Source organism: Bradyrhizobium sp. CCBAU 11357, from assembly GCF_028128865.1.
In the GTDB taxonomy this organism is placed as follows: Bacteria; Pseudomonadota; Alphaproteobacteria; order Rhizobiales; family Xanthobacteraceae; genus Bradyrhizobium.
Genome location: NZ_LBJW01000113.1, coordinates 351,916 through 370,465, shown reverse-complemented (window position 1 = coordinate 370,465; position 18,550 = coordinate 351,916). Strand labels below are relative to the sequence as shown.

Below are 18,550 nucleotides of genomic sequence, written 5' to 3'. Positions count from 1 at the left end.
TGACGGCTGAGGACGCTGCTTCCGGCCGTCTCCTCGACTGCGCAGCACTGCGATTCCGCCTGGAGGGCTCATGACTGAACGATCCGGATCCGAGTCCGGCCCCGCACATAAGACGCTGGAAATCGGCACGGCGCTGCTGATCGGCGTGTTCGGCCTGATCGTGATCGTCGGCAGCCTGAAGGCCGGCATCAACTGGGGCGCGGAGGGGCCGCGCGCCGGGTTCTTCCCCTTCTATGTCGGCAGCGCCATCGTCGTTGCAAGCGCCATCAACCTCTGGCATGCGCGGCGCGACGACGATGGCCGGCTATTCGCTGAATGGGGGCAGCTGCGCCAGGTCATGAGCGTCGTCGTGCCGACCGCGATCTATGTCGGCTCAATGCCGTTCATCGGCCTCTACGTCGCCTCGATGGTGTTCATCGCCTGGTTCATGCGCTGGCTCGGCGGCTATCGCTGGCTGACAGTCGTCGCGGTGGCGGTCGGCATGCCCGTCGTGACCTATCTCGTTTTCGAGCGCTGGTTCCTGGTCCCGCTGCCCAAGGGGCCGCTCGAGGAATGGCTCGGTTTGTAAGAGCTACGCATTCATTCAATTGCTGCTGCAGGACGTTTTGACATGGAAGAGTTGGCCAACCTGTTTCACGGCTTCGCGGTCGCCCTGCAGCCCTACAACATCATGCTGATGGTGATCGGCATCACGCTCGGGGTCATCATCGGCGTGCTGCCGGGACTAGGGGGCGCCAACGGCGTCGCGATCCTGCTTCCCCTCACCTTCAGCATGCCGCCGACATCGGCGATCATCATGCTGTCCTGCATCTATTGGGGCGCATTGTTCGGCGGCGCCATCACCTCGATCTTGTTCAACATACCGGGCGAGCCATGGTCGGTGGCGACCACCTTCGACGGCTATCCGATGGCCCAGCAGGGCAAGCCCGGCGAAGCCCTGACCGCTGCCTTCACCTCGTCCTTCGTCGGCGCGCTGTTTGCCGTCATCATGATCACGCTGGTGGCGCCCCTGGTCGCAGGCTTTGCGCTGAGGTTTGGTCCGGCGGAGAAGTTCGCGGTGTACTTCCTCGCCTTCTGCTCCTTCGTCGGCCTCAGCAAGGAGCCGCCGTTCAAGACCATCGCGGCGATGATGATGGGCTTTGCGCTCGCGGCGGTCGGCCTCGATTCGATCACGGGGCAGTTGCGGCTGACCTTCGGCGTCACCGAGCTGCTCAACGGTTTCGATTTCCTGATCGCCGTGATCGGCCTGTTCGGCATCGGCGAGATCCTGCTGACCATGGAGGAAGGACTGGCATTCCGCGGCGGCAATGCCAGCATCAACCTTCGCGTCGTGCTCCAGACCTGGCGCGAGCTGCCCGCCTATTGGATGACCTCGCTGCGGTCCTGCCTGATCGGCTGCTGGATGGGCGTCACGCCCGCCGGCGCCACGCCCGCCTCCTTCATGAGCTACGGCATCGCCAAGCGCCTGGCGCGACGCGGCAACAATTTCGGCAAGGGCGAGATCGAGGGCGTGATCGCGCCAGAGACGGCCGCACATGCCGCCGGCACCTCGGCGCTGCTGCCGATGCTGTCGCTCGGCGTGCCCGGCTCGCCGACCGCCGCCGTGCTGCTCGGCGGATTGTTGATCTGGGGCCTGCAGCCCGGCCCGATGCTGTTCGTGGAGCAGAAGGAATTCGTCTGGGGCCTGATCGCCTCGATGTATCTCGGCAATCTCGCCGGCCTCATCGTCGTGCTGACCTGCGTGCCGATCTTCGCCGCGATCCTGCGCGTGCCCTTCGGCATCATCGCGCCGCTGATCCTGGTGCTCTGCGCGATCGGCGCCTACTCGGTGCACAACAGCACCTTCGACGTGATGCTGATGCTGGTGTTCGGAGTGCTCGGCTATCTCCTGAAGAAGTGCAATTATCCGCTCGCACCGCTGGTGCTGGCCATCGTGCTCGGAGACAAGGCGGAGGAAGCATTCCGCCAATCGCTGCTGGGCTCGCAAGGCTCGCTCGGGGTGTTCTTCTCCAACGGCCTCGTCAGCACCATCATGGCGCTCGGCCTGGTCGCCCTGTTCTGGTCCGCGATCCAGGAAGGCTACAGCCGGCTCCGCACGTCGTTGGCGTAAGGCCGGGATCTGCGTAAACTGCATCGGCGCGAACGCCAAATTGCCGCACTCCAGAATTCTGGAATATAGAATTCCAAGGAATTGCGCCGCCGCCACGGACTGCGCGTCGGCGGACGCGACCCATGCAGGCGTGGAAAAATCTCCGAGCGCATAAGCTTTCAATAGCGTCCTGCGGTATCGCTGAATCAAAAAAAGAACGCAAAACCAACGGCTTACCTTGGACAAGCTGCGATCGCCGCCGTCCGCCGAGCGCGATCGGGGCTTTACAATCATGCCCTCCTGGCGCATGTGAACAAGCCCGCGTTATTTCGCCGCACCCTCCCATCCCAGCTTGAATCTTGGCATATTGCATACCAGGATGCCCGTCAGCGCATGCATAAAAATGATCGGCGCGTTCGGGAGGGTTTTTAATGACGGACATGGTGCAGTCGGCAGCGGCCCCTAGTGCCGCACGCGTAAGCGATGCCTATCGCTGGGCGCAATTGGCGATCGGTGTGGCGGCGATGGTGATGATCGCCAATTATCAATATGGCTGGACGTTCTTCGTCCCCGACATCCAGAAGACGTTCGGCTGGGATCGCGCCTCGATCCAATGGGCCTTCACGCTTTTCGTCCTGTTCGAAACCTGGCTGGTGCCGGTCGAGGGATGGTTCGTCGACAAATACGGCCCCCGCATCGTCGTGCTGGTCGGCGGCGTGCTCTGCGCCATCGGCTGGGCGATCAACGCGCAGGCGACCTCGCTCAACGGCTATTACCTCGGCATGATCATCGCAGGCATCGGCGCCGGCGGCGTGTACGGCACCTGCGTCGGCAACGCGCTGAAATGGTTTCCGGACAAGCGCGGTCTTGCGGCCGGCATCACGGCGGCCGGCTTCGGCGCAGGCTCTGCGCTGACCGTCGCACCGATCCAGGCGATGATCAAGGACAGCGGATTCCAGACCACCTTCCTCTATTTCGGCCTCGGGCAAGGCATCATCATCTGCATCCTCGCCTTCTTCCTGCTCGCGCCAAAAGCGGGTCAGGTGCCGAACGTGGTGGCGAATGCCAATATCATCCAGACCCGGCGCAACTATCAGCCGACCGAAGTGCTGCGCCAGCCGATCTTCTGGTTGATGTACTTCATGTTCGTGATCGTCGGCGCGGGTGGACTGATGGTCACCGCGAACCTGAAGCCGATCGCGGTTGACTGGAAGGTCGACAGCGTGCCGGTGACGCTGATGGCGGTGACGATGACGGCGGTGACCTTCGCGGCCACGATCGACCGCGTGCTCAACGGCCTGACGCGTCCGTTCTTCGGCTGGATCTCCGACATGATCGGCCGCGAGAACACGATGTTCATCGCCTTCGGAATGGAAGGGTTCGGCATCTGGATGCTCTATCTCTGGGGTCACGATCCGGTCTGGTTCGTGCTGCTCTCGGGCTTCGTGTTCTTCGCCTGGGGTGAGATCTACTCGCTGTTCCCCTCGACCTGCACCGACACGTTCGGCGCCAAGTTCGCGACCACCAATGCCGGCCTGCTCTACACCGCGAAGGGCACCGCCGCGCTGCTGGTGCCGATCGCCAACTACATGCAGCAGTCGTCGGGCACCTGGGACAGCGTGTTCATCATCGCGGCCGGCGCCAACATCCTGGCTTCGCTGCTGGCGATCGCGGTGCTCAAGCCCTGGCGCAAGGTCGTGGTCGCCAAATCGACGATCTGACCCGCCCCCAAACAGCGGCTTCCAAACACCACCGCCCGGCCTCACGGCCGGGCGTTTTCGTTTGGACGCAAAGATCCCGCGCTCCCGTAGGGGTCAGGGCAGACCCGCGCATTTTGTTGAAAGGGAACCAAGATAGGGCTTGCAAACTGGAATATGGTATACCAAGCTCCGCGCCGCGCCTGCGACGATAAGCCACAATATTTGCGACATCAGGTCATCTTGGCAAACTGATGCGCGACCAGACAGGCGCGTTGGGAGGTTCTCGATGATTTCCAGCCCGGACGGCGTCGTCACCGCCGCGCCTCTTCGCACCGGTTTCCGCTGGCTCCAGCTCGGCATGGGCATCGTCTGCATGGCGATGATCGCCAATCTGCAATATGGCTGGACGCTGTTCGTCGATCCGATCGACGCCGCCCATCATTGGGGGCGCGCCGCGATTCAGCTCGCCTTCACCGTCTTCGTCGTCACCGAGACCTGGCTGGTGCCGGTCGAGGCCTGGTTCGTCGACAAATACGGCCCGCGCATCGTCATCATGTTCGGCGGCGTGATGATCGCGCTGTCCTGGATCCTCAACGCCTACGCCGACAGCCTCACCCTGCTCTACGCGGCGGCGATCATCGGCGGCATGGGCGCGGGCGCAGTGTACGGCACCTGCGTCGGCAACGCGCTGAAATGGTTTCCCGACCGCCGCGGCCTCGCGGCGGGTGCGACCGCCGCCGGCTTCGGCGCGGGTGCCGCGATCACCATCGTGCCGATCGCGAGCATGATCGTCTCGAGCGGCTATCAGCACGCCTTCCTCACCTTCGGCATCGGCCAGGGCCTCGTCGTGTTCGCGCTCGCCTTCTTCATCCAGCCGCCGCGTCTCTCCATCCCGCCGAAGAAGAAGCAGCTCAACCTGCCGCAGACCAAGATCGACTTCACCCCGCCGCAAGTGCTGCGCAGCCCTGTTTTCTGGGTGATGTATCTCGTCTTCGTCATGGTGGCTTCCGGCGGGCTGATGACTGCGGCGCAGATCGCCCCGATCGCGCACGACTTTGGGATCGCCGACACGCCGGTGACGCTCGCCGGCTTCCAGATGGCGGCGCTGACCTTCGCGATCTCCCTCGACCGCATCCTCGACGGATTCGGGCGCCCCTTCTTCGGCTGGGTCTCCGACACGATCGGCCGCGAGCCCACGATGTTCATCGCCTTCGGCACCGCCGCCTTGATGCTGCTGACGCTTTCGGCCTATGGCCACGTGCCTGTCGTCTTCGTACTGGCGACCGCGGTCTATTTCGGCGTGTTCGGCGAGATCTACTCGCTATTCCCCGCAACCTGCGGCGACACCTTCGGTGCGAAATTCGCAACCACCAACAACGGCATGCTCTACACCGCCAAGGGCACGGCCTCCCTGCTCGTCCCGCTCGCGAGCGTGATCTCGACCGCCTACGGCTGGAAAGCCGTGTTCGTGGTCGCGGTGGCGTTGAATGCAACGGCGGCGCTGACGGCGCTGTTCGTGATCAAGCCGCTGCGCCGCGCCTTCATCCTCGGCAAGGAAGCCGAGCGTACTGAGGCCGCGACCGGCACGGCCAAGACCGAGACGGCATAAGCCGGGCATTTTGCATGGCTCGCTTAGGGGCGCAGCGATGCGCCCTTTCTTTTTGCTGGACGTAAACGTCAGCACTCCTGTCGCAAGAATTTTCGGATCCCCCAAATCCAGCGCTTGACGATTGGCATTATGTATACCACACTTCTCGCAACGCTCACCCCAGGGAGGTTGCAATGCTGGTCGGAGACATTCTGCGCAAGAAGACGCCGCGCGTTGTCACGGTGCGTATGAACGAAACGGTGGGGATCGCGGCCAAGCTGATGCGCGCCAACAATATCAGCGCGCTGGTGGTCAAGGACGTGGTCCGCTCCGAGGGCAACACCGCGGTCGGCATGTTCACCGAGCGTGACGTGGTGCGCGCCGTCGCCGAGCACGGCGCGGGCGCCGTCAACGTCAAGGTTTCCCAGCTGGTCTCGGTGCAGCAGCTGGTGTCCTGCAGCTCCTCGGATACGATCGAGCACGTCCGGCATCTGATGAACCGTCATCACATCCGCCATTTGCCGGTCATCGATGATTACAGCCTCGTCTCCGTCATCAGCATGCGCGACATCGCCGCTGCGATGGACGAGGCGCTCAACGGGACGCCGCAAGCGGCGGCTTAAAAGAGCTCGCCTTACGTTCAGTCACGGAAGAGCTGCGCCCCCTCTCCCGCTTGCGGGAGAGGGTTGGGGAGAGGGCTGTCTCCGCCAGCGAGACTCCCCAAGAGGACAGAACCCTCACCCGCCGCGCTCTCCGAGCGCGCCGACCTCTCCCGCAAGCGGGAGAGGTGCAGCGAGCCTGCGTCACGATCGATCCACCCAACTGCCAAATTGGTCCCGCGAGGATTTCATGAAGATCTGCATCTACGGCGCCGGCGCGATCGGCGGATATCTCGGAGTTCAGCTCGCGCGCGCGGGCGCAGACGTCAGCCTGATCGCGCGCGGCGCGCACCTTGCCGCCATGCGCGAGCGCGGCCTGACGCTGCTCGCGGGCGAGGAAAAGCACACCGTTCATCCGCGTTGCACTGATGATCCCACCGAACTCGGCGTGCAGGACTTCATCATCATCACGCTGAAGGCGCATTCGATCACCGGCGTGATCGAGAAGATGCAGCCGCTGCTCGGGCCCCACACCCGCATCGTCACCGCGGTCAACGGTATCCCCTATTGGTACTTCTACAAGCACGGCGGCCAATACGAGAACTCGACGCTGGAGAGCATCGACCCCGGCGGACGGCAGTGGCGCGAGCTGGGGGCCGAGCGCGCCATCGGCTGTATCGTCTATCCCGCCACCGAGATCGAGGCGCCCGGCGTGATCCGCCACGTCTACGGCAACAACTTTCCCCTCGGCGAGCCCTCGGGCGAGATCACCTCCGGCGTGCAGCGGCTCGCCGATCTCTTCGTCGCGGCCGGCCTGAAAGCCCCCGTGCTCGACCGCATCCGCGACGAGATCTGGCTGAAGCTCTGGGGCAATGTCTGCTTCAACCCGATCAGCGCGCTGACCCATGCCACGCTCGACGTGATCTGCACCGATCCCGCCACGCGCGCGCTGTCGCGCGCGATCATGGTGGAGACGCAAGCCATCGCCGAGACCTTCGGCGTCAAGTTCCGCGTCGACGTCGAGCGCCGCATCGAGGGTGCCCGCAAGGTCGGTGCCCACAAGACCTCGATGCTGCAGGATCTCGAGCGCGGCCGCCCGATGGAGATCGATCCGCTCGTCACCGTGGTGCAGGAGATGGGCCGGCTCACCGGCATCCCGACGCCTGCGCTCGACTTGGTGCTGGCGATGGTGACCCAGCGCGCCCGCATCGCCGGCCTCTATGACGGCGTCTCGACGCCGGCTGATCCCCGCGCACTGGCGGTGGCGTGATGGCAATCGCGACCAAATGGCTGCGCTTCCGCCATGCCGGCACCACGGGCTTCGGCACGCTGACGTCATCGGGCATCAGCCTGCACGAGGGCGAGATGTTCGGCCGCAATGCCAGCACCGGCAAGACACTCGCGCTGTCGGAGGTCGAGCTGCTTGCGCCCTGCGTGCCCAGCAAGATCGTCGCGCTCTGGAATAATTTCCATGCTCTCGCGGCCAAGCTGAACCAGCCCGAACCGCCGGAGCCGCTCTACCTGCTGAAGGCGACCACCAGCATCGCCGCCCCCGGCGCCGTGATCCGCCGCCCCTCCTACTACGACGGCAAGACGACCTACGAGGGCGAGCTCGGCATCGTCATCGGCAAGACCTGCGCGCGTGTCTCGCCTGATGAGGCCGATGGCTTCATCTTCGGCTACACCTGCGTCAACGACATCACCGCGAACGACATCCTGACGCGCGACCCCACCTTCCCGCAATGGGCCCGTGCCAAGGGCATCGACGATTACGGCCCGTTCGGCCCTGTGATAGCGACCGGTCTCGATCCCGCAAAACTCACGGTGCGCACCATCCTCAACGGCGCGGAGCGACAGAACTACCCGATCTCGGATATGATCTTCAGCGCGCAGGAGCTGGTGAGCAGGATCTCCCACGACATGACCTTGCTGCCCGGCGACCTCATCGCGGTGGGTACCTCTGTCGGCGTCGGCGTGATGAAGGAGCCCGTGAACAGTGTGACCGTCGCGATCGACGGCATCGGCGAGCTCACCAACGAGTTTCGACTGTAATCTTTCGCCGCCGCAGCGCAGCAAAATTGATCCGGCGCAAATCGGCCGTCGCGGCCAACGCTATCCTCCCCGGCAAAAATTGATTTCTGATGCAAGGGAGGACGCAATGACGAATGCCGGCAACGCGCTTCTGTGGACGGCCCTGTACTTCGCTCTCTCGTTCGCCGCGATCTTCGTGGTCTGGTTCGCCGACAAGATCCGGTCGAACTTGCTCGGCAAGCAATAGCCCCAGGGCACGTTGGTTCGCCTCGGCGCTCGCGGCTGGCCTGGGTGCAAGCGGGCCGGCACAGCGACGTGCGCGCCAGCTCGCATCTTTCCGCAGCGCCTGGCGTTGGCGGAATCCCGGTGCTGCGCGCCTCAGGCGAGCCAGCGGCCCCCGTCAGTACCAAGCCGAATTTCGGGACAATCCGGCTTCTCCCCGTGCGCCCCCGAGCCCGAGCCGGCTGTGGATCGTCTGGCCACAAACGTCCTGCATCGCCCCGGCCTCTTGATCTCGGTTCCGCTATTCAATAGCAACACAGGATTGCGCCGGCGTGAGGAATTCACGATGTGGCTGTTTTTCCTGCTTGCCTGGGTCGCCCTGCTCGCCGTCATTGCAGTCCTTGCCCAGCAGGCGTTCGGTTACGACATCGCCCACCTGCCCGCCTGGTTCGCGGGCCTGTCGGTGCCGCAGCGCATCGCCACCGGCGCCATCCCTGTCCTTGCCCTCGCCCTGATCGCCGGCTCCGCCTGGCAGGTCTCGCGGCAGGACCGCAGCCTGAAGACGCTCCGCGACCGCCTCAAGAGGACCCGCGAGGACGTCGTGGTCGCCCACGCCCTGCAAAACCAACTCGATGCCACCGTCCAGCATTTGATCGAGGGCGATCCCCGGGAAGCGGTTTCCGCCCTCCACGACAAGCTGGGCGAGACAGAGCAGCGCGCCCGGCTCCAGCAAGGCCGCAACGAATCCACATGCACGACCAGCTCGCCGAAATCCGCCGCCGCCAGCAGGCGCTGCGCGAGATGGTCGGCAAGGTCGCCGAGCAGCGCCGTACGGTCGAGCCCGTCTTCACCGAGATCCGCGACCGCCAGATCCAGCTCGAACGCGTCCTGCACGACCTCGAGACGGACGACCGCAAGAACAACCTCGCCGACCGGCTCAAGGACATCGCACGCGACGTCTCAGGACTGCTGACACGGGTGAGCGCGGTCCAGGAGACGTTTGCGACCCTGAACCGGTACAAGGAGGATCTGGCGAAATCTCACGCGGAGCTGGCGCCACTGCGCTCGACCGATACCGGCATCAACGCCTTGATCGGCGAGCTTAGCCTCAGCCATGACCGCCTCGAAAAAAGCATCGACGAGCTCGAGACCGGCGGCGAGGCGCCGCTTCCCACCCGCGTGGAGACGCTGTCGCAGAACAAGACCGAGATCGAGCAGCGCCTCGCCCGCATCGATGACCATTTCAACGTCTTGAAGGGCATCCGGCTCGATTTCGAGGAGCTCAGCCAACGCCAGGCCCAGCTCGCGCGCGCGCTCGCCGATGTCGAGACAGATGTGGACGGCAAGACGCTGGCCGACCGCCAGAACGCGCTGAACGATTTCGTGCTCCAGTCGCGCCAACGCCTCGGCGCGCTGCAGGAGACGCTGGCGACGCTGAACGCCTTCAAGGCCGAGCTATCGAAGTCGCAGGCCGACCTCATCCCGCTCAAGGCGCCGGTGTTCGGCATCGAGGCCATGATCGCCGAGGTCGGCGCCACCCGCGATCTCCTGGAAAAAACCGTCGGCGAGATCGAGGCGAGCGCCGGCATGACGCTGGCCTCGCGCGTCGACGTGCTGACCAGAAGCAAGCGCGAAGTCGAAGACCGCCTCGCCCGCGTCTTCGAGAATTTCAACGCGCTCGATGCACTTCGCAAGGACATCGGCGGCATCTTCGCGACGATCAGGAACAGCCTCAACCGGATCGGGTGACGCTTTCGTAGGCCGCGGCGTCGACCCGCCCCCCCGGAAACATCCAGACACATCACATCTTTGCGCGCCCGATCAATGCCGCCAACATGTCCCGTGCGCGCCGCAACTTGGACGCATTCGGTCGCCTTTTTGGGAGGCGTGTCTGGGGGCACGGCATGACCGTGTTTGGACCAAACCTTCTAGGGGTATCACTGTGAAGAAGATTGTATTTGCTCTGGGTGCCACGCTTGCTCTTGCGACGGCCGCGAACGCTGCTGATCTGCCGCGCCGCCAGCCCGTGCCGGCCTACCCGGCCGAGCAGGCGCCGATCGGCAAGATGCCGATTGGCAAGAGCCCGGTTGGAAAGGCCCCGATCGGCAAGGCGCCGGGCCCGGTCGCGGCGCGCTACTGACGCGCAGCGAAGTCCGCGCGAGACATTTGCGGCCGATGGTCGAGGGGGAATAGCGTGACGAACAAAGCTGGTCGATCGGGATCCTGCATCCTCGCGGGCTTCGCTCTTGCGGCTATGCTCTCGTGCACGACGCCCTCGGCCTCGGCCCATGAGGACGAGAGGCGCGTTGCCGATGCGAACGCGCTTGCTACGACTGACGCCGCCGCGCGGCCTCAGCCGCAATCGACGCGGCGCTCCGTCGCGCGTGCGGAGAAAGGCCCCTACTATGTCGACTTCCGCGCCCGCACGGCCGCGAGCTGGGGCCATGCCTTCGTCTGGTACGGCAAGACCAGCGAGAAGGCCGTCGAGGTTGCGGGCCTGACGCCGGCCGGCGACACGCTCGCTTACGTGCTCGGCCACATCACCTTTGTGCCATCCGAGACCGGTCCCAGCTACGGCGATCTCGATCCGGAATATCTGACCGCGAGCTATCGGGTCTACCTGAACGAAGCCGACGCCAAGCGTGTGTTCGCCTACATCAAGGAGTTGCAGGCCAGCTCTCCGGTCTGGAATGCCGAGACCGTGAACTGCACCGGCTTCATCGGCGACATCGCCGAGTTCATGGGATTGAAGGTGCCCCATCGCTGGCAACGCCCGGAAAACTTCGTCAACAGCCTCAAGGAAATCAACGGCGGGCGCCAGATGGTGCGGTTGTCGGCGAAGTAGCTCTTCGCCCCATACTCGGTGTCATTGCCCGCGTAGGCGGGCAATCCAGTATTCCAGAGACCGCGAGGCTAGAGCCGAGACGCCGCGGCGTACTGGATGCCCCGGTCAAGCCGGGGCATGACGACGGTGTCTTGAGGAAAGGCTTGTGCAGACAGCAGCGCACGCCAATTGTCCGCCCTGCGGAATCTCCTCGCCTTCCGCATGGTCGCCCCGCCCGGCGGCGCAATAGACTTTTCCCACCCCCGGCGGCATCCTCCCCGCCAGTCAATCGATAACAGAGCGCCACGCCGGGCGCGGGGGAAACAGATCATGTTGCAGACACGCTTCACCAAGCTCGTCGGCGTCCAGCACCCGATCGTTCAGGGCGGCATGCAATGGGTCGGACGGGCCGAGCTGGTGGCGGCGGTCGCCAATGCCGGCGCGCTCGGCTTCATCACGGCGCTGACCCAGCCGACGCCGGAGGACCTGACCAAGGAGATCGCGCGCTGCCGCGACCTCACCGACAAGCCGTTCGGCGTCAACCTCACCATCCTGCCCGCGATCAAGCCGCCGCCCTATGCCGAGTACCGCGCCGCCATCATCGAGAGCGGCATCACGGTGGTCGAGACCGCCGGCAACAAGCCGCAGGAGCATGTCGACGAGTTCAGGAAGCACGGCGTCAAGGTCGTGCACAAATGCACCAGCGTCCGTCACGCCCTCTCGGCCGAACGCATGGGCGTCGACGCCATCTCGATCGACGGCTTCGAATGCGCCGGCCATCCCGGCGAGGACGACACGCCCGGCCTGATCCTGATCCCGGCCGCAGCCAACAAGGTCAAGATCCCGATGATCGCCTCGGGCGGCTTTGCCGATGGCCGCGGCCTCGTCGCGGCGCTGGCGCTGGGAGCCGAGGGCATCAACATGGGCACCCGCTTCATGGCCACCAGGGAGAGCCCGATCCACCAGTCCATCAAGGAGAAGATCGTCGCCAATGACGAACGCGAGACCGAGCTGATCTTCCGCACCATGCGCAACACCTCGCGCGTGGCGAAGAACGCGGTCTCGACCAAGGTCGTCGCGATGGAGAAGGAAGGCGCCAAGTTCGAGGACATCCGCGAGCTCGTGGCGGGTGCCCGCGGCAAGATGGTTTATGCCACCGGCAATTCCGACGAAGGCATCTGGTCGGCCGGCCAGGTCCAGGGCCTGATCCAGGACATCCCGAGCTGCGCCGAGCTCGTCTCCCGCATCGTGCGCGAGGCGAAGGCGATCATTCGCAGCCGGCTGGAGGGGATGATCGTTCAGCAACAACGCGAAGCAGCGGAATAATCACTGCAACACGTGAGAGTATCGCATGAAAGCCTACGTCTACGGCCCTGAAGGCGCGAGGATTTCCGACGTCGCTCAACCGAAACCGAAGGGCACGCAGGTGCTCGTCCGCGTCCGCGCCTGCGGCCTCAACCGCGCCGACACCGGCATGCGCAAGGGCCACGCCCATGGCGCGGCCGGCGGCGTCGGCACCGTGCTCGGCATGGAATGGGCCGGCGAGGTTGCCGAGCTCGGGCCCGATGCGAAGGGCGTGAAGATCGGCGACCGCATCATGGGCTCGGGCGGCGCGGCCTTTGCCGAGTATACGCTGGCCGATCAAGGCCGGCTGTTCCACGCGCCCTCGAACATGAATTTCGAGGAGGCCGCCACCCTCCCCGTCGCGCTCGCGACCATGCACAACGCCGTCGTCACGATCGGCGGGCTACAGGCTGGCCAGAGCGTGCTGGTCCAGGGCGCCAGCTCCGGCGTCGGGCTGATGGCGCTGCAGATCGCCCGGCTCAAGGGGGCCAGGCTCGTGATCGGCTCGTCCACCGACGCTTATCGCCGCGGCCGGCTGAAGGAATATGGCGCCGACCTCGTCGTCGACAGCTCCGATCCGAAATGGGTCGAGGAGGTACTGAAGGCGACGAACGGCGAAGGCGTCGACCTCATCGTCGACCAGGTCTCGGGCAAGGTCGCCAATCAGAACCTCGCCGCAACCAAGGTGAAGGGTCGCATCGTCAATGTCGGCCGGCTCGGCGGCACCCACGCCGACTTCAATTTCGACCTGCACGCGGCCCGCCGCATCGACTATGTCGGCGTCACCTTCCGCACCCGCACGATCGAGGAGGTCCGCGAGATCTTTGCCGAGGTCCGCAAGGACATCTGGGGCGCGGTGGAATCGCGCAAGCTGCAACTGCCGATCGACAAGGTGTTCGCGTTCGGCGACATCGACCAGGCGTTCGCGCACATGGAGGCGAACAAGCATCTGGGGAAGATCGTGGTGACGCTTTAAGGGGCCGGCTCGGCCAAAGCGACGGTCCCGTAGGGTGGGCAAAGCGAAGCGTGCCCACGATCTGTATCCATCACGGACGGATGGTGGGCACGGCGCTTCGCGCCTTTGCCCACCCTACGAGACCGAGCTCGGAGCAGCGAGCGCCCATTCAATTCGGAAGCATTCGCAATAGCTTCGCTCCTGCAACTCACTTGCGACTAGAGCTGTGGATCGTCGCTTGATGTTCAGCTCTAGGCTGCTAAATCCCCGCCATGACCTCCCAGCACAACAAGACCTCGGTCGCGGCCATCTCGATCTTCGCCAGCGGCGGCATGGCGGCGGCCAAATTCGTGGTCGGGATCGCGATCGGCTCGCTGGCGCTGATCTCCGAAGCGCTGCATTCCTCGATCGACCTGGTCGCGACCATCATCACCTGGGCGGTGGTACGGGTCTCCGACAAGCCCGCGGATGAGGAGCACCATTACGGCCATGGCAAGCTGGAAAGCGTCTCCGCGCTCGGGGTCACTGCCCTGCTCTACGTGCTCGCCGGCGGCATCCTGGTCGAGGCCTATAGCCGGCTGCGCGAGGGAACCCCGCCGCCGACCATCTCGGCCGTGCCGTTCGTGGTGCTGGTGATCGATATCGCCGTCAATCTCTGGCGCGCCCGCGCCCTGCACCGCGCTGCGCGCGAGACCAGGAGCCAGGCGCTGGCGGCGGACGCGCTGCATTTTGCATCGGACGTGATGGGCTCCTGCGCCGTGATCGTGGGCCTGATCCTGGCTGGGCTCGGCTTTTGGTGGGGCGACGCCGCGGCGGCCGCAGCCGTTGCCGTGATGATCGCAGCGCTCGGCCTGCGCATGGCCGGCTCGACCGTGCAGACGCTGGTCGATCGCGCCCCCGAAGGCGCGCAGGAGAAGGCCACAGCCGCGATCCGCGGCGTGCCTGGTGTGATCGACGTCGAACGCTTGCGCGTGCGCATGGTCGGAGCGACCACATTCATCGACACCATCGCGAAGGTGCCGCGGACCTATCCGATCGACCGTGTCGAGGACATCAAGCGCAACGCGCAGGCCGCCGTCGCCAAGGCTTTCGGCGATGCCGACCTCACCTTCGCCGCAGTGCCGGTCGCGCGCGACAACGAAACCGTGCGCGACCGCATCATGGTGATCGCGCGCAATTCCGGGCTCGCCGTCCACCACGTCACGGTGCACGATCTGGGTACGATCAAAGATTTGGCCAAGCTGATCGTCAGCATCGACCTCGAGGTCGATGCCGACATGGCACTCGAGGCCGCCCACGACGTCGCCAACACGCTGGAGCGCAATATCAAGGAGGAGTTCGGCGAGGACGTCGAGGTCGACGTTCACATCGAGCCGTTGGAACCGGAACTGCCGTTCGGCGTCGATGCCGCGCCCGAGAGGGTGCAGACCATCGCCGCCGCGCTGGCCGAGTTCGCCGGCGAAGGCGACATCCACGACATCCACAATGTGCGGGTCCGCAACACCGACGCCGGCGAGATCGTCAACTTCCACTGCCGCGCGGCACCGTCGATGAGCGTGATCAAGGTGCACGAGCAAGTCGACGCGATCGAGCGCGCGTTGCGGCGCGCGTTCCCGAGCGTGAAGCGCGTGATCAGCCACGCCGAGCCGCCGCGCGCGTGATGAAGAACGCGCGGCGAGTCACACGTTCCCGTTTCGGACTCCTCGCGTCCGTGAGTTTGCGGACGCGCGATGCACAAACTGCGCGTTGGATAAGAATAATTTCGCGTTAACGATTCGTTGACTCTCGACAGCCCGCGAAAACTGGATTCAAATCGGTGTGATTCGGAAGCGATGTGGGGCTGCTTCCGGACTTCAGTTGCAAGCTGGTTTTCAGGGGGCCGAAGGCATGTCGCGCGCAGACGCCGCGAGCGCGTGCGTCCAATCCGATTCGATCAAGGGATTGGCGCAATCGATCGCGAAACCTGCCTATCACCGGCTCCTGATCGCGGAGCCGGCGCTGCGCCGCGCCGTGCCGACGCTCATCATCGCGTTCCTGATCACGATCTGCCTCGGCGCGTTCGTGCAGGTGGTCGATCAGACGCGCCAGAAGCGACTGGTGATCCGCCACGACATTTCGGCCCTCGCCGACCTGCTCGCCGAGCGCATCGACCGCCTCACCTCGGTTCGTCAGGAGCGGCTCAGGAACATCGAGGGCCTGCCGACGCTGCTGCCCGATCTCATTCCGTCCTGGGCCACTTCCTCCGGCCGCCACGTCATCGTCACCTCCGCCGGCATCGACCGCCGTATCCTCGCCCGCATCCCGGCCGACAGCGATCCCTCAGGCAACGACCGCCTGCTCGATGCGATCACGACCGCGCAGCTGATCGCGGCGCCGCCGCGCGACGGCAACATCGCCGACATGACGCTGCCGAGCGGCAACGCCGCGATGGCGACCTCGCGGCAGATCAAGTCGCTGCCCGGCTTCGTCACCGTGATCCAGGAGCGCAACGAGCCGATCTGGGGCTCGGACGCCGCGCTCTCGGTGACGCTGTCGGCGACCACGGGCTTCGTCGTCCTGATCCTCGGCTTCGCCTTCCACTGGCAGTCGACCCGCGCTCGCGAAGGCGATCTCATCAACGACGCCGTGCGCGGCCGCATCGACACCGCGCTCAACCGCGGCCGCTGCGGGCTGTGGGACTGGGATCTGTCGCGCGGCCGGATCTTCTGGTCGCAGTCGATGTTCTCGATGCTCGGCCTCGACGGTCGTCACGAGCTCCTCACCTTCGGCGAGGTCAACGCGCTGGTGAAGTCCGACGACATCGACCTGTTCGAGATCGCCGACCAGCTCATCTCGGAGAAGATCGACCACATCGACCAGACCTTCCGCATGCAGCATGTCGACGGCCACTGGATCTGGCTCCGCGTCCGCTGCGAGAAGACGCGCGGCGCCACGGATTCCAGCGTGCACCTGATCGGAATCGCGGTCGACATCACCGAGCAGAAGAGCCTCGCCGAAAAGACCGTGGAAGCCGACCTTCGCCTGCGCGACGCGATCGAGACCATTCCGGAGGCCTTCGTGCTCTGGGATGCGAGCGACCGCCTGGTGCTCTGCAACTCGCACTTCCAGCGCCTGCACAAGCTGCCGGACACCGCCGTGATCCCCGGCACCTCCTACGAGACCGTGCTCGAGGTCGGCCGCATGCCGGAGGTGCGCACCCGCCACAACGAGACTGCGGCCCAAGGCCCGGGCGCACGTACCTTCGAGGCGCAGCTCGACGACGGCAGCTGGCTGCACATCAGCGAGCGCCGCACCAAGGACGGCGGCTACGTCTCGGTCGGCACCGACATCACCCGCATCAAGGAGCACGAGCAGAAGCTGGTCGACAACGATCTGCGCCTGCGCGCCACCGTCATCGACCTCAAGCGCTCGCAGGCCGCGCTGGAGCGCCAGGCGGTCGAGCTCGCCGACCTCGCCGAGAAGTATCAGCGCGAGAAGACCCGCGCCGAGGAAGCCAACCAGACCAAGTCGAAATTCCTCGCCAATATGAGCCACGAGCTGCGCACGCCGCTCAACGCCATCATCGGCTTCTCCGAGATCATGGGCTCGGGCATGTTCGGCGAGCTCGGCAGCGAGAAGTACCAGGAATACTGCCAGGACATCCTGACCAGCGGCCACTATCTGCTCGAGGTCATCAACGACATCCTCGACATGTCCAAGATCGAGGCCGGCCGCATGAAGCTCGACATGGAAGAGCTCGACCTGTCGCAGACGCTGGCCGAATCCTTGCGGGTCGTCACCGGCCGCGCGCAGGACAAACGCCTGACGCTGGATGCCGACATCGCAAAATCCATCTCGGTCGTCGCCGACCGCCGCGCCACCAAGCAGATCATCGTCAACCTGCTCTCCAACGCCGTGAAGTTCACGCCGGACGGCGGACGCGTCGTGGTGCGCAGCCGGCAGCTCGACGACAGGATCGTGCTGATGATCGCCGACACCGGCATCGGCATCGCGCCGCATTCGCTGGCGCGGCTCGGGCGTCCCTTCGAGCAGGTCGAGAGCCAGCTCACCAAGACCTATCACGGCTCGGGCCTCGGCCTTGCCATCGCCCGCTCGCTGGCGCAGCTCCATGGCGGCTCGATGCGCCTGCGCTCGAAGATCGACGTCGGCACCGTCGTGCGCGTGACCCTGCCGCGCGATGCGATCAAGGCGGCGCGGATATCAGCTGCGGCTTGAATCCTACAATTGCAGCGTCGGCGCGACTTCGCGCGCGACGTTGACCAGCGCTGCGATCAGCGGCGTCATGGGATCGCGCTGCGGGATCACCATGCCGATGCTGTAATTGACCTCGGGATCGACGATCGGAATCGACCGCACGGTGTCGGACAGACCGAGCGTCTCGGCGAGCTTCGCCGGCATCACGCTCGCCCAGCGCCCGGTCTTGACGTGCGTGAACAGCACCAGCAGCGAGTTCGACGTCAGCGTCGGTGTCGCCTCCGCGCCGACCGATCGCAGCGCGCGGTCGATGATGCGGCGGTTCTGCATGTCGGGCGTCAAGAGGCACAGCGGCACCTGCCCGACCTCGGTCCAGGTCACCGTCTCGCGGTCGCCGAACATCGCATCCGGCGCGGTGAGCAGGCGATAGCTCTCGTTGTAGAGCGGGATGGTGCGCACCTTGCCGATCGGCTCGTTCTCGATATAGGTCAGCCCCGCATCGACCTCGAGATTTTCGAGCAGCCCCAGCACCTCGGACGAGGTGGTGGACTGGATGCGGAAGCGCACCTCGGGATGCTTGGCGCGGAACGGCGTCGTCAGCGCGGCGACCATGCCGAGCACGGTCGGGATCGCCGCGATGCGGATCTCGCCGGAGAGCTGATGCTTCAGCCCGTTGATCTCGTCGCGCATCGCGCGGGCATCGCCGACGATCCGCCGCGCCCAGTCGAGCGCCCGCTCGCCTTCAGGGGTAAATCCCTGAAAGCGCGAGCCGCGCTGGACCAGCATCACGCCGAGAATTTCCTCGAGCTGCTTGAGCCCGGTCGACATCGTCGGTTGCGTTACGCCGCAGGCTTCGGCCGCGCGTCCGAAATGTCGCTCCTTGGCCAACGCCAGCAATAGCTCAAGCTTGTCAATCAACCGGTCGTCCCCTCGAATTCCATCGTGGCATGCAAGTTAGCACGCCGGGCCTGCACCAACACGTAAAAACCGGCAGCCGATCCAGT

Annotated in this window: 16 protein-coding genes; 14 read left to right on the top strand and 2 right to left on the bottom strand. The window is 65.1% G+C overall.

From position 1 onward, the window contains the following. Nucleotides 1-70: 70 nt before the first annotated feature. The 7 genes from XI05_RS37550 (at nucleotide 71) to XI05_RS37520 (ending at nucleotide 8,028) form a co-directional block, all read left to right on the top strand. Nucleotides 71-568 (top strand): tripartite tricarboxylate transporter TctB family protein, encoded by a 498-nt coding sequence (locus XI05_RS37550; RefSeq protein WP_212256896.1) that lies wholly within the window; start codon nucleotides 71-73, stop codon nucleotides 566-568. Between the two features lie 42 nt (nucleotides 569-610). Continuing rightward, nucleotides 611-2,110, top strand: coding sequence for a tripartite tricarboxylate transporter permease (locus tag XI05_RS37545; protein ID WP_271511158.1), 1,500 nt, complete (start codon nucleotides 611-613; stop codon nucleotides 2,108-2,110). 410 nt (nucleotides 2,111-2,520) lie between these two features. Then, nucleotides 2,521-3,810 (top strand): oxalate/formate MFS antiporter, encoded by a 1,290-nt coding sequence (oxlT, locus tag XI05_RS37540; protein WP_271511156.1) that lies wholly within the window; start codon nucleotides 2,521-2,523, stop codon nucleotides 3,808-3,810. 265 nt (nucleotides 3,811-4,075) lie between these two features. Next, nucleotides 4,076-5,398: an oxalate/formate MFS antiporter gene (gene oxlT / locus XI05_RS37535; RefSeq protein ID WP_271511153.1), complete on the top strand. Its 1,323-nt coding sequence runs from the start codon at nucleotides 4,076-4,078 to the stop codon at nucleotides 5,396-5,398. Nucleotides 5,399-5,571: 173 nt separating this feature from the next. Beyond that, a complete protein-coding gene (locus tag XI05_RS37530) occupies nucleotides 5,572-6,000 on the top strand; it encodes a CBS domain-containing protein (protein ID WP_271511150.1) in 429 nt (142 codons plus the stop codon). A 226-nt stretch (nucleotides 6,001-6,226) separates the two neighbouring features. Next, nucleotides 6,227-7,246 (top strand): 2-dehydropantoate 2-reductase, encoded by a 1,020-nt coding sequence (locus XI05_RS37525; protein ID WP_271511147.1) that lies wholly within the window; start codon nucleotides 6,227-6,229, stop codon nucleotides 7,244-7,246. Then, complete coding sequence (locus XI05_RS37520; RefSeq protein WP_271511144.1) at nucleotides 7,246-8,028, top strand: fumarylacetoacetate hydrolase family protein; 783 nt, start codon at nucleotides 7,246-7,248, stop codon at nucleotides 8,026-8,028. Before XI05_RS37525 ends, XI05_RS37520 begins: the two co-directional genes overlap by 1 nt. Before the next feature lie 502 nt (nucleotides 8,029-8,530). Here the strand turns inward: XI05_RS37520 and XI05_RS37515 are convergent. Further along, nucleotides 8,531-8,962: a hypothetical protein gene (locus tag XI05_RS37515; RefSeq protein ID WP_271511143.1), complete on the bottom strand. Its 432-nt coding sequence runs from the start codon at nucleotides 8,960-8,962 to the stop codon at nucleotides 8,531-8,533. A gap of 17 nt (nucleotides 8,963-8,979) precedes the next feature. Here XI05_RS37515 and XI05_RS37510 point away from each other — a divergent pair, with 17 nt between their 5' ends. The 7 genes from XI05_RS37510 (at nucleotide 8,980) to XI05_RS37480 (ending at nucleotide 17,567) form a co-directional block, all read left to right on the top strand. Next, nucleotides 8,980-9,978, top strand: coding sequence for a hypothetical protein (locus XI05_RS37510; protein WP_271511140.1), 999 nt, complete (start codon nucleotides 8,980-8,982; stop codon nucleotides 9,976-9,978). A gap of 193 nt (nucleotides 9,979-10,171) precedes the next feature. Beyond that, complete coding sequence (locus tag XI05_RS37505; protein WP_025035161.1) at nucleotides 10,172-10,369, top strand: hypothetical protein; 198 nt, start codon at nucleotides 10,172-10,174, stop codon at nucleotides 10,367-10,369. A gap of 54 nt (nucleotides 10,370-10,423) precedes the next feature. Further along, nucleotides 10,424-11,074: a hypothetical protein gene (locus tag XI05_RS37500; RefSeq protein WP_271511138.1), complete on the top strand. Its 651-nt coding sequence runs from the start codon at nucleotides 10,424-10,426 to the stop codon at nucleotides 11,072-11,074. 309 nt (nucleotides 11,075-11,383) lie between these two features. Then, entirely contained in the window at nucleotides 11,384-12,379 is a 996-nt protein-coding gene (locus XI05_RS37495; RefSeq protein ID WP_271511135.1) for an NAD(P)H-dependent flavin oxidoreductase, read from the top strand. A gap of 25 nt (nucleotides 12,380-12,404) precedes the next feature. Beyond that, complete coding sequence (locus XI05_RS37490; RefSeq protein WP_271511132.1) at nucleotides 12,405-13,373, top strand: zinc-binding dehydrogenase; 969 nt, start codon at nucleotides 12,405-12,407, stop codon at nucleotides 13,371-13,373. A 251-nt stretch (nucleotides 13,374-13,624) separates the two neighbouring features. Beyond that, entirely contained in the window at nucleotides 13,625-15,013 is a 1,389-nt protein-coding gene (locus XI05_RS37485; protein ID WP_271511129.1) for a cation-efflux pump, read from the top strand. Nucleotides 15,014-15,239: 226 nt separating this feature from the next. Beyond that, entirely contained in the window at nucleotides 15,240-17,567 is a 2,328-nt protein-coding gene (locus XI05_RS37480) for a PAS domain-containing sensor histidine kinase (protein WP_271511126.1), read from the top strand. Nucleotides 17,568-17,570: 3 nt separating this feature from the next. Here XI05_RS37480 and XI05_RS37475 read toward each other — a convergent pair whose 3' ends face one another. Further along, entirely contained in the window at nucleotides 17,571-18,464 is an 894-nt protein-coding gene (locus XI05_RS37475) for a LysR family transcriptional regulator (RefSeq protein WP_260375641.1), read from the bottom strand. Nucleotides 18,465-18,550: the final 86 nt, after the last annotated feature.

What these genes read in the sequence shown, in the direction of transcription:
- XI05_RS37550 (WP_212256896.1), top strand. Translation starts at nt 71, where the DNA reads ATGACTGAACGATCCGGATCCGAGTCCGGCCCCGCACATAAGACGCTG.
- XI05_RS37545 (WP_271511158.1), top strand. Translation starts at nt 611, where the DNA reads ATGGAAGAGTTGGCCAACCTGTTTCACGGCTTCGCGGTCGCCCTGCAG.
- oxlT (WP_271511156.1), top strand. Translation starts at nt 2,521, where the DNA reads ATGACGGACATGGTGCAGTCGGCAGCGGCCCCTAGTGCCGCACGCGTA.
- oxlT (WP_271511153.1), top strand. Translation starts at nt 4,076, where the DNA reads ATGATTTCCAGCCCGGACGGCGTCGTCACCGCCGCGCCTCTTCGCACC.
- XI05_RS37530 (WP_271511150.1), top strand. Translation starts at nt 5,572, where the DNA reads ATGCTGGTCGGAGACATTCTGCGCAAGAAGACGCCGCGCGTTGTCACG.
- XI05_RS37525 (WP_271511147.1), top strand. Translation starts at nt 6,227, where the DNA reads ATGAAGATCTGCATCTACGGCGCCGGCGCGATCGGCGGATATCTCGGA.
- XI05_RS37520 (WP_271511144.1), top strand. Translation starts at nt 7,246, where the DNA reads ATGGCAATCGCGACCAAATGGCTGCGCTTCCGCCATGCCGGCACCACG.
- XI05_RS37510 (WP_271511140.1), top strand. Translation starts at nt 8,980, where the DNA reads ATGCACGACCAGCTCGCCGAAATCCGCCGCCGCCAGCAGGCGCTGCGC.
- XI05_RS37495 (WP_271511135.1), top strand. Translation starts at nt 11,384, where the DNA reads ATGTTGCAGACACGCTTCACCAAGCTCGTCGGCGTCCAGCACCCGATC.
- XI05_RS37490 (WP_271511132.1), top strand. Translation starts at nt 12,405, where the DNA reads ATGAAAGCCTACGTCTACGGCCCTGAAGGCGCGAGGATTTCCGACGTC.
- XI05_RS37485 (WP_271511129.1), top strand. Translation starts at nt 13,625, where the DNA reads ATGACCTCCCAGCACAACAAGACCTCGGTCGCGGCCATCTCGATCTTC.
- XI05_RS37480 (WP_271511126.1), top strand. Translation starts at nt 15,240, where the DNA reads ATGTCGCGCGCAGACGCCGCGAGCGCGTGCGTCCAATCCGATTCGATC.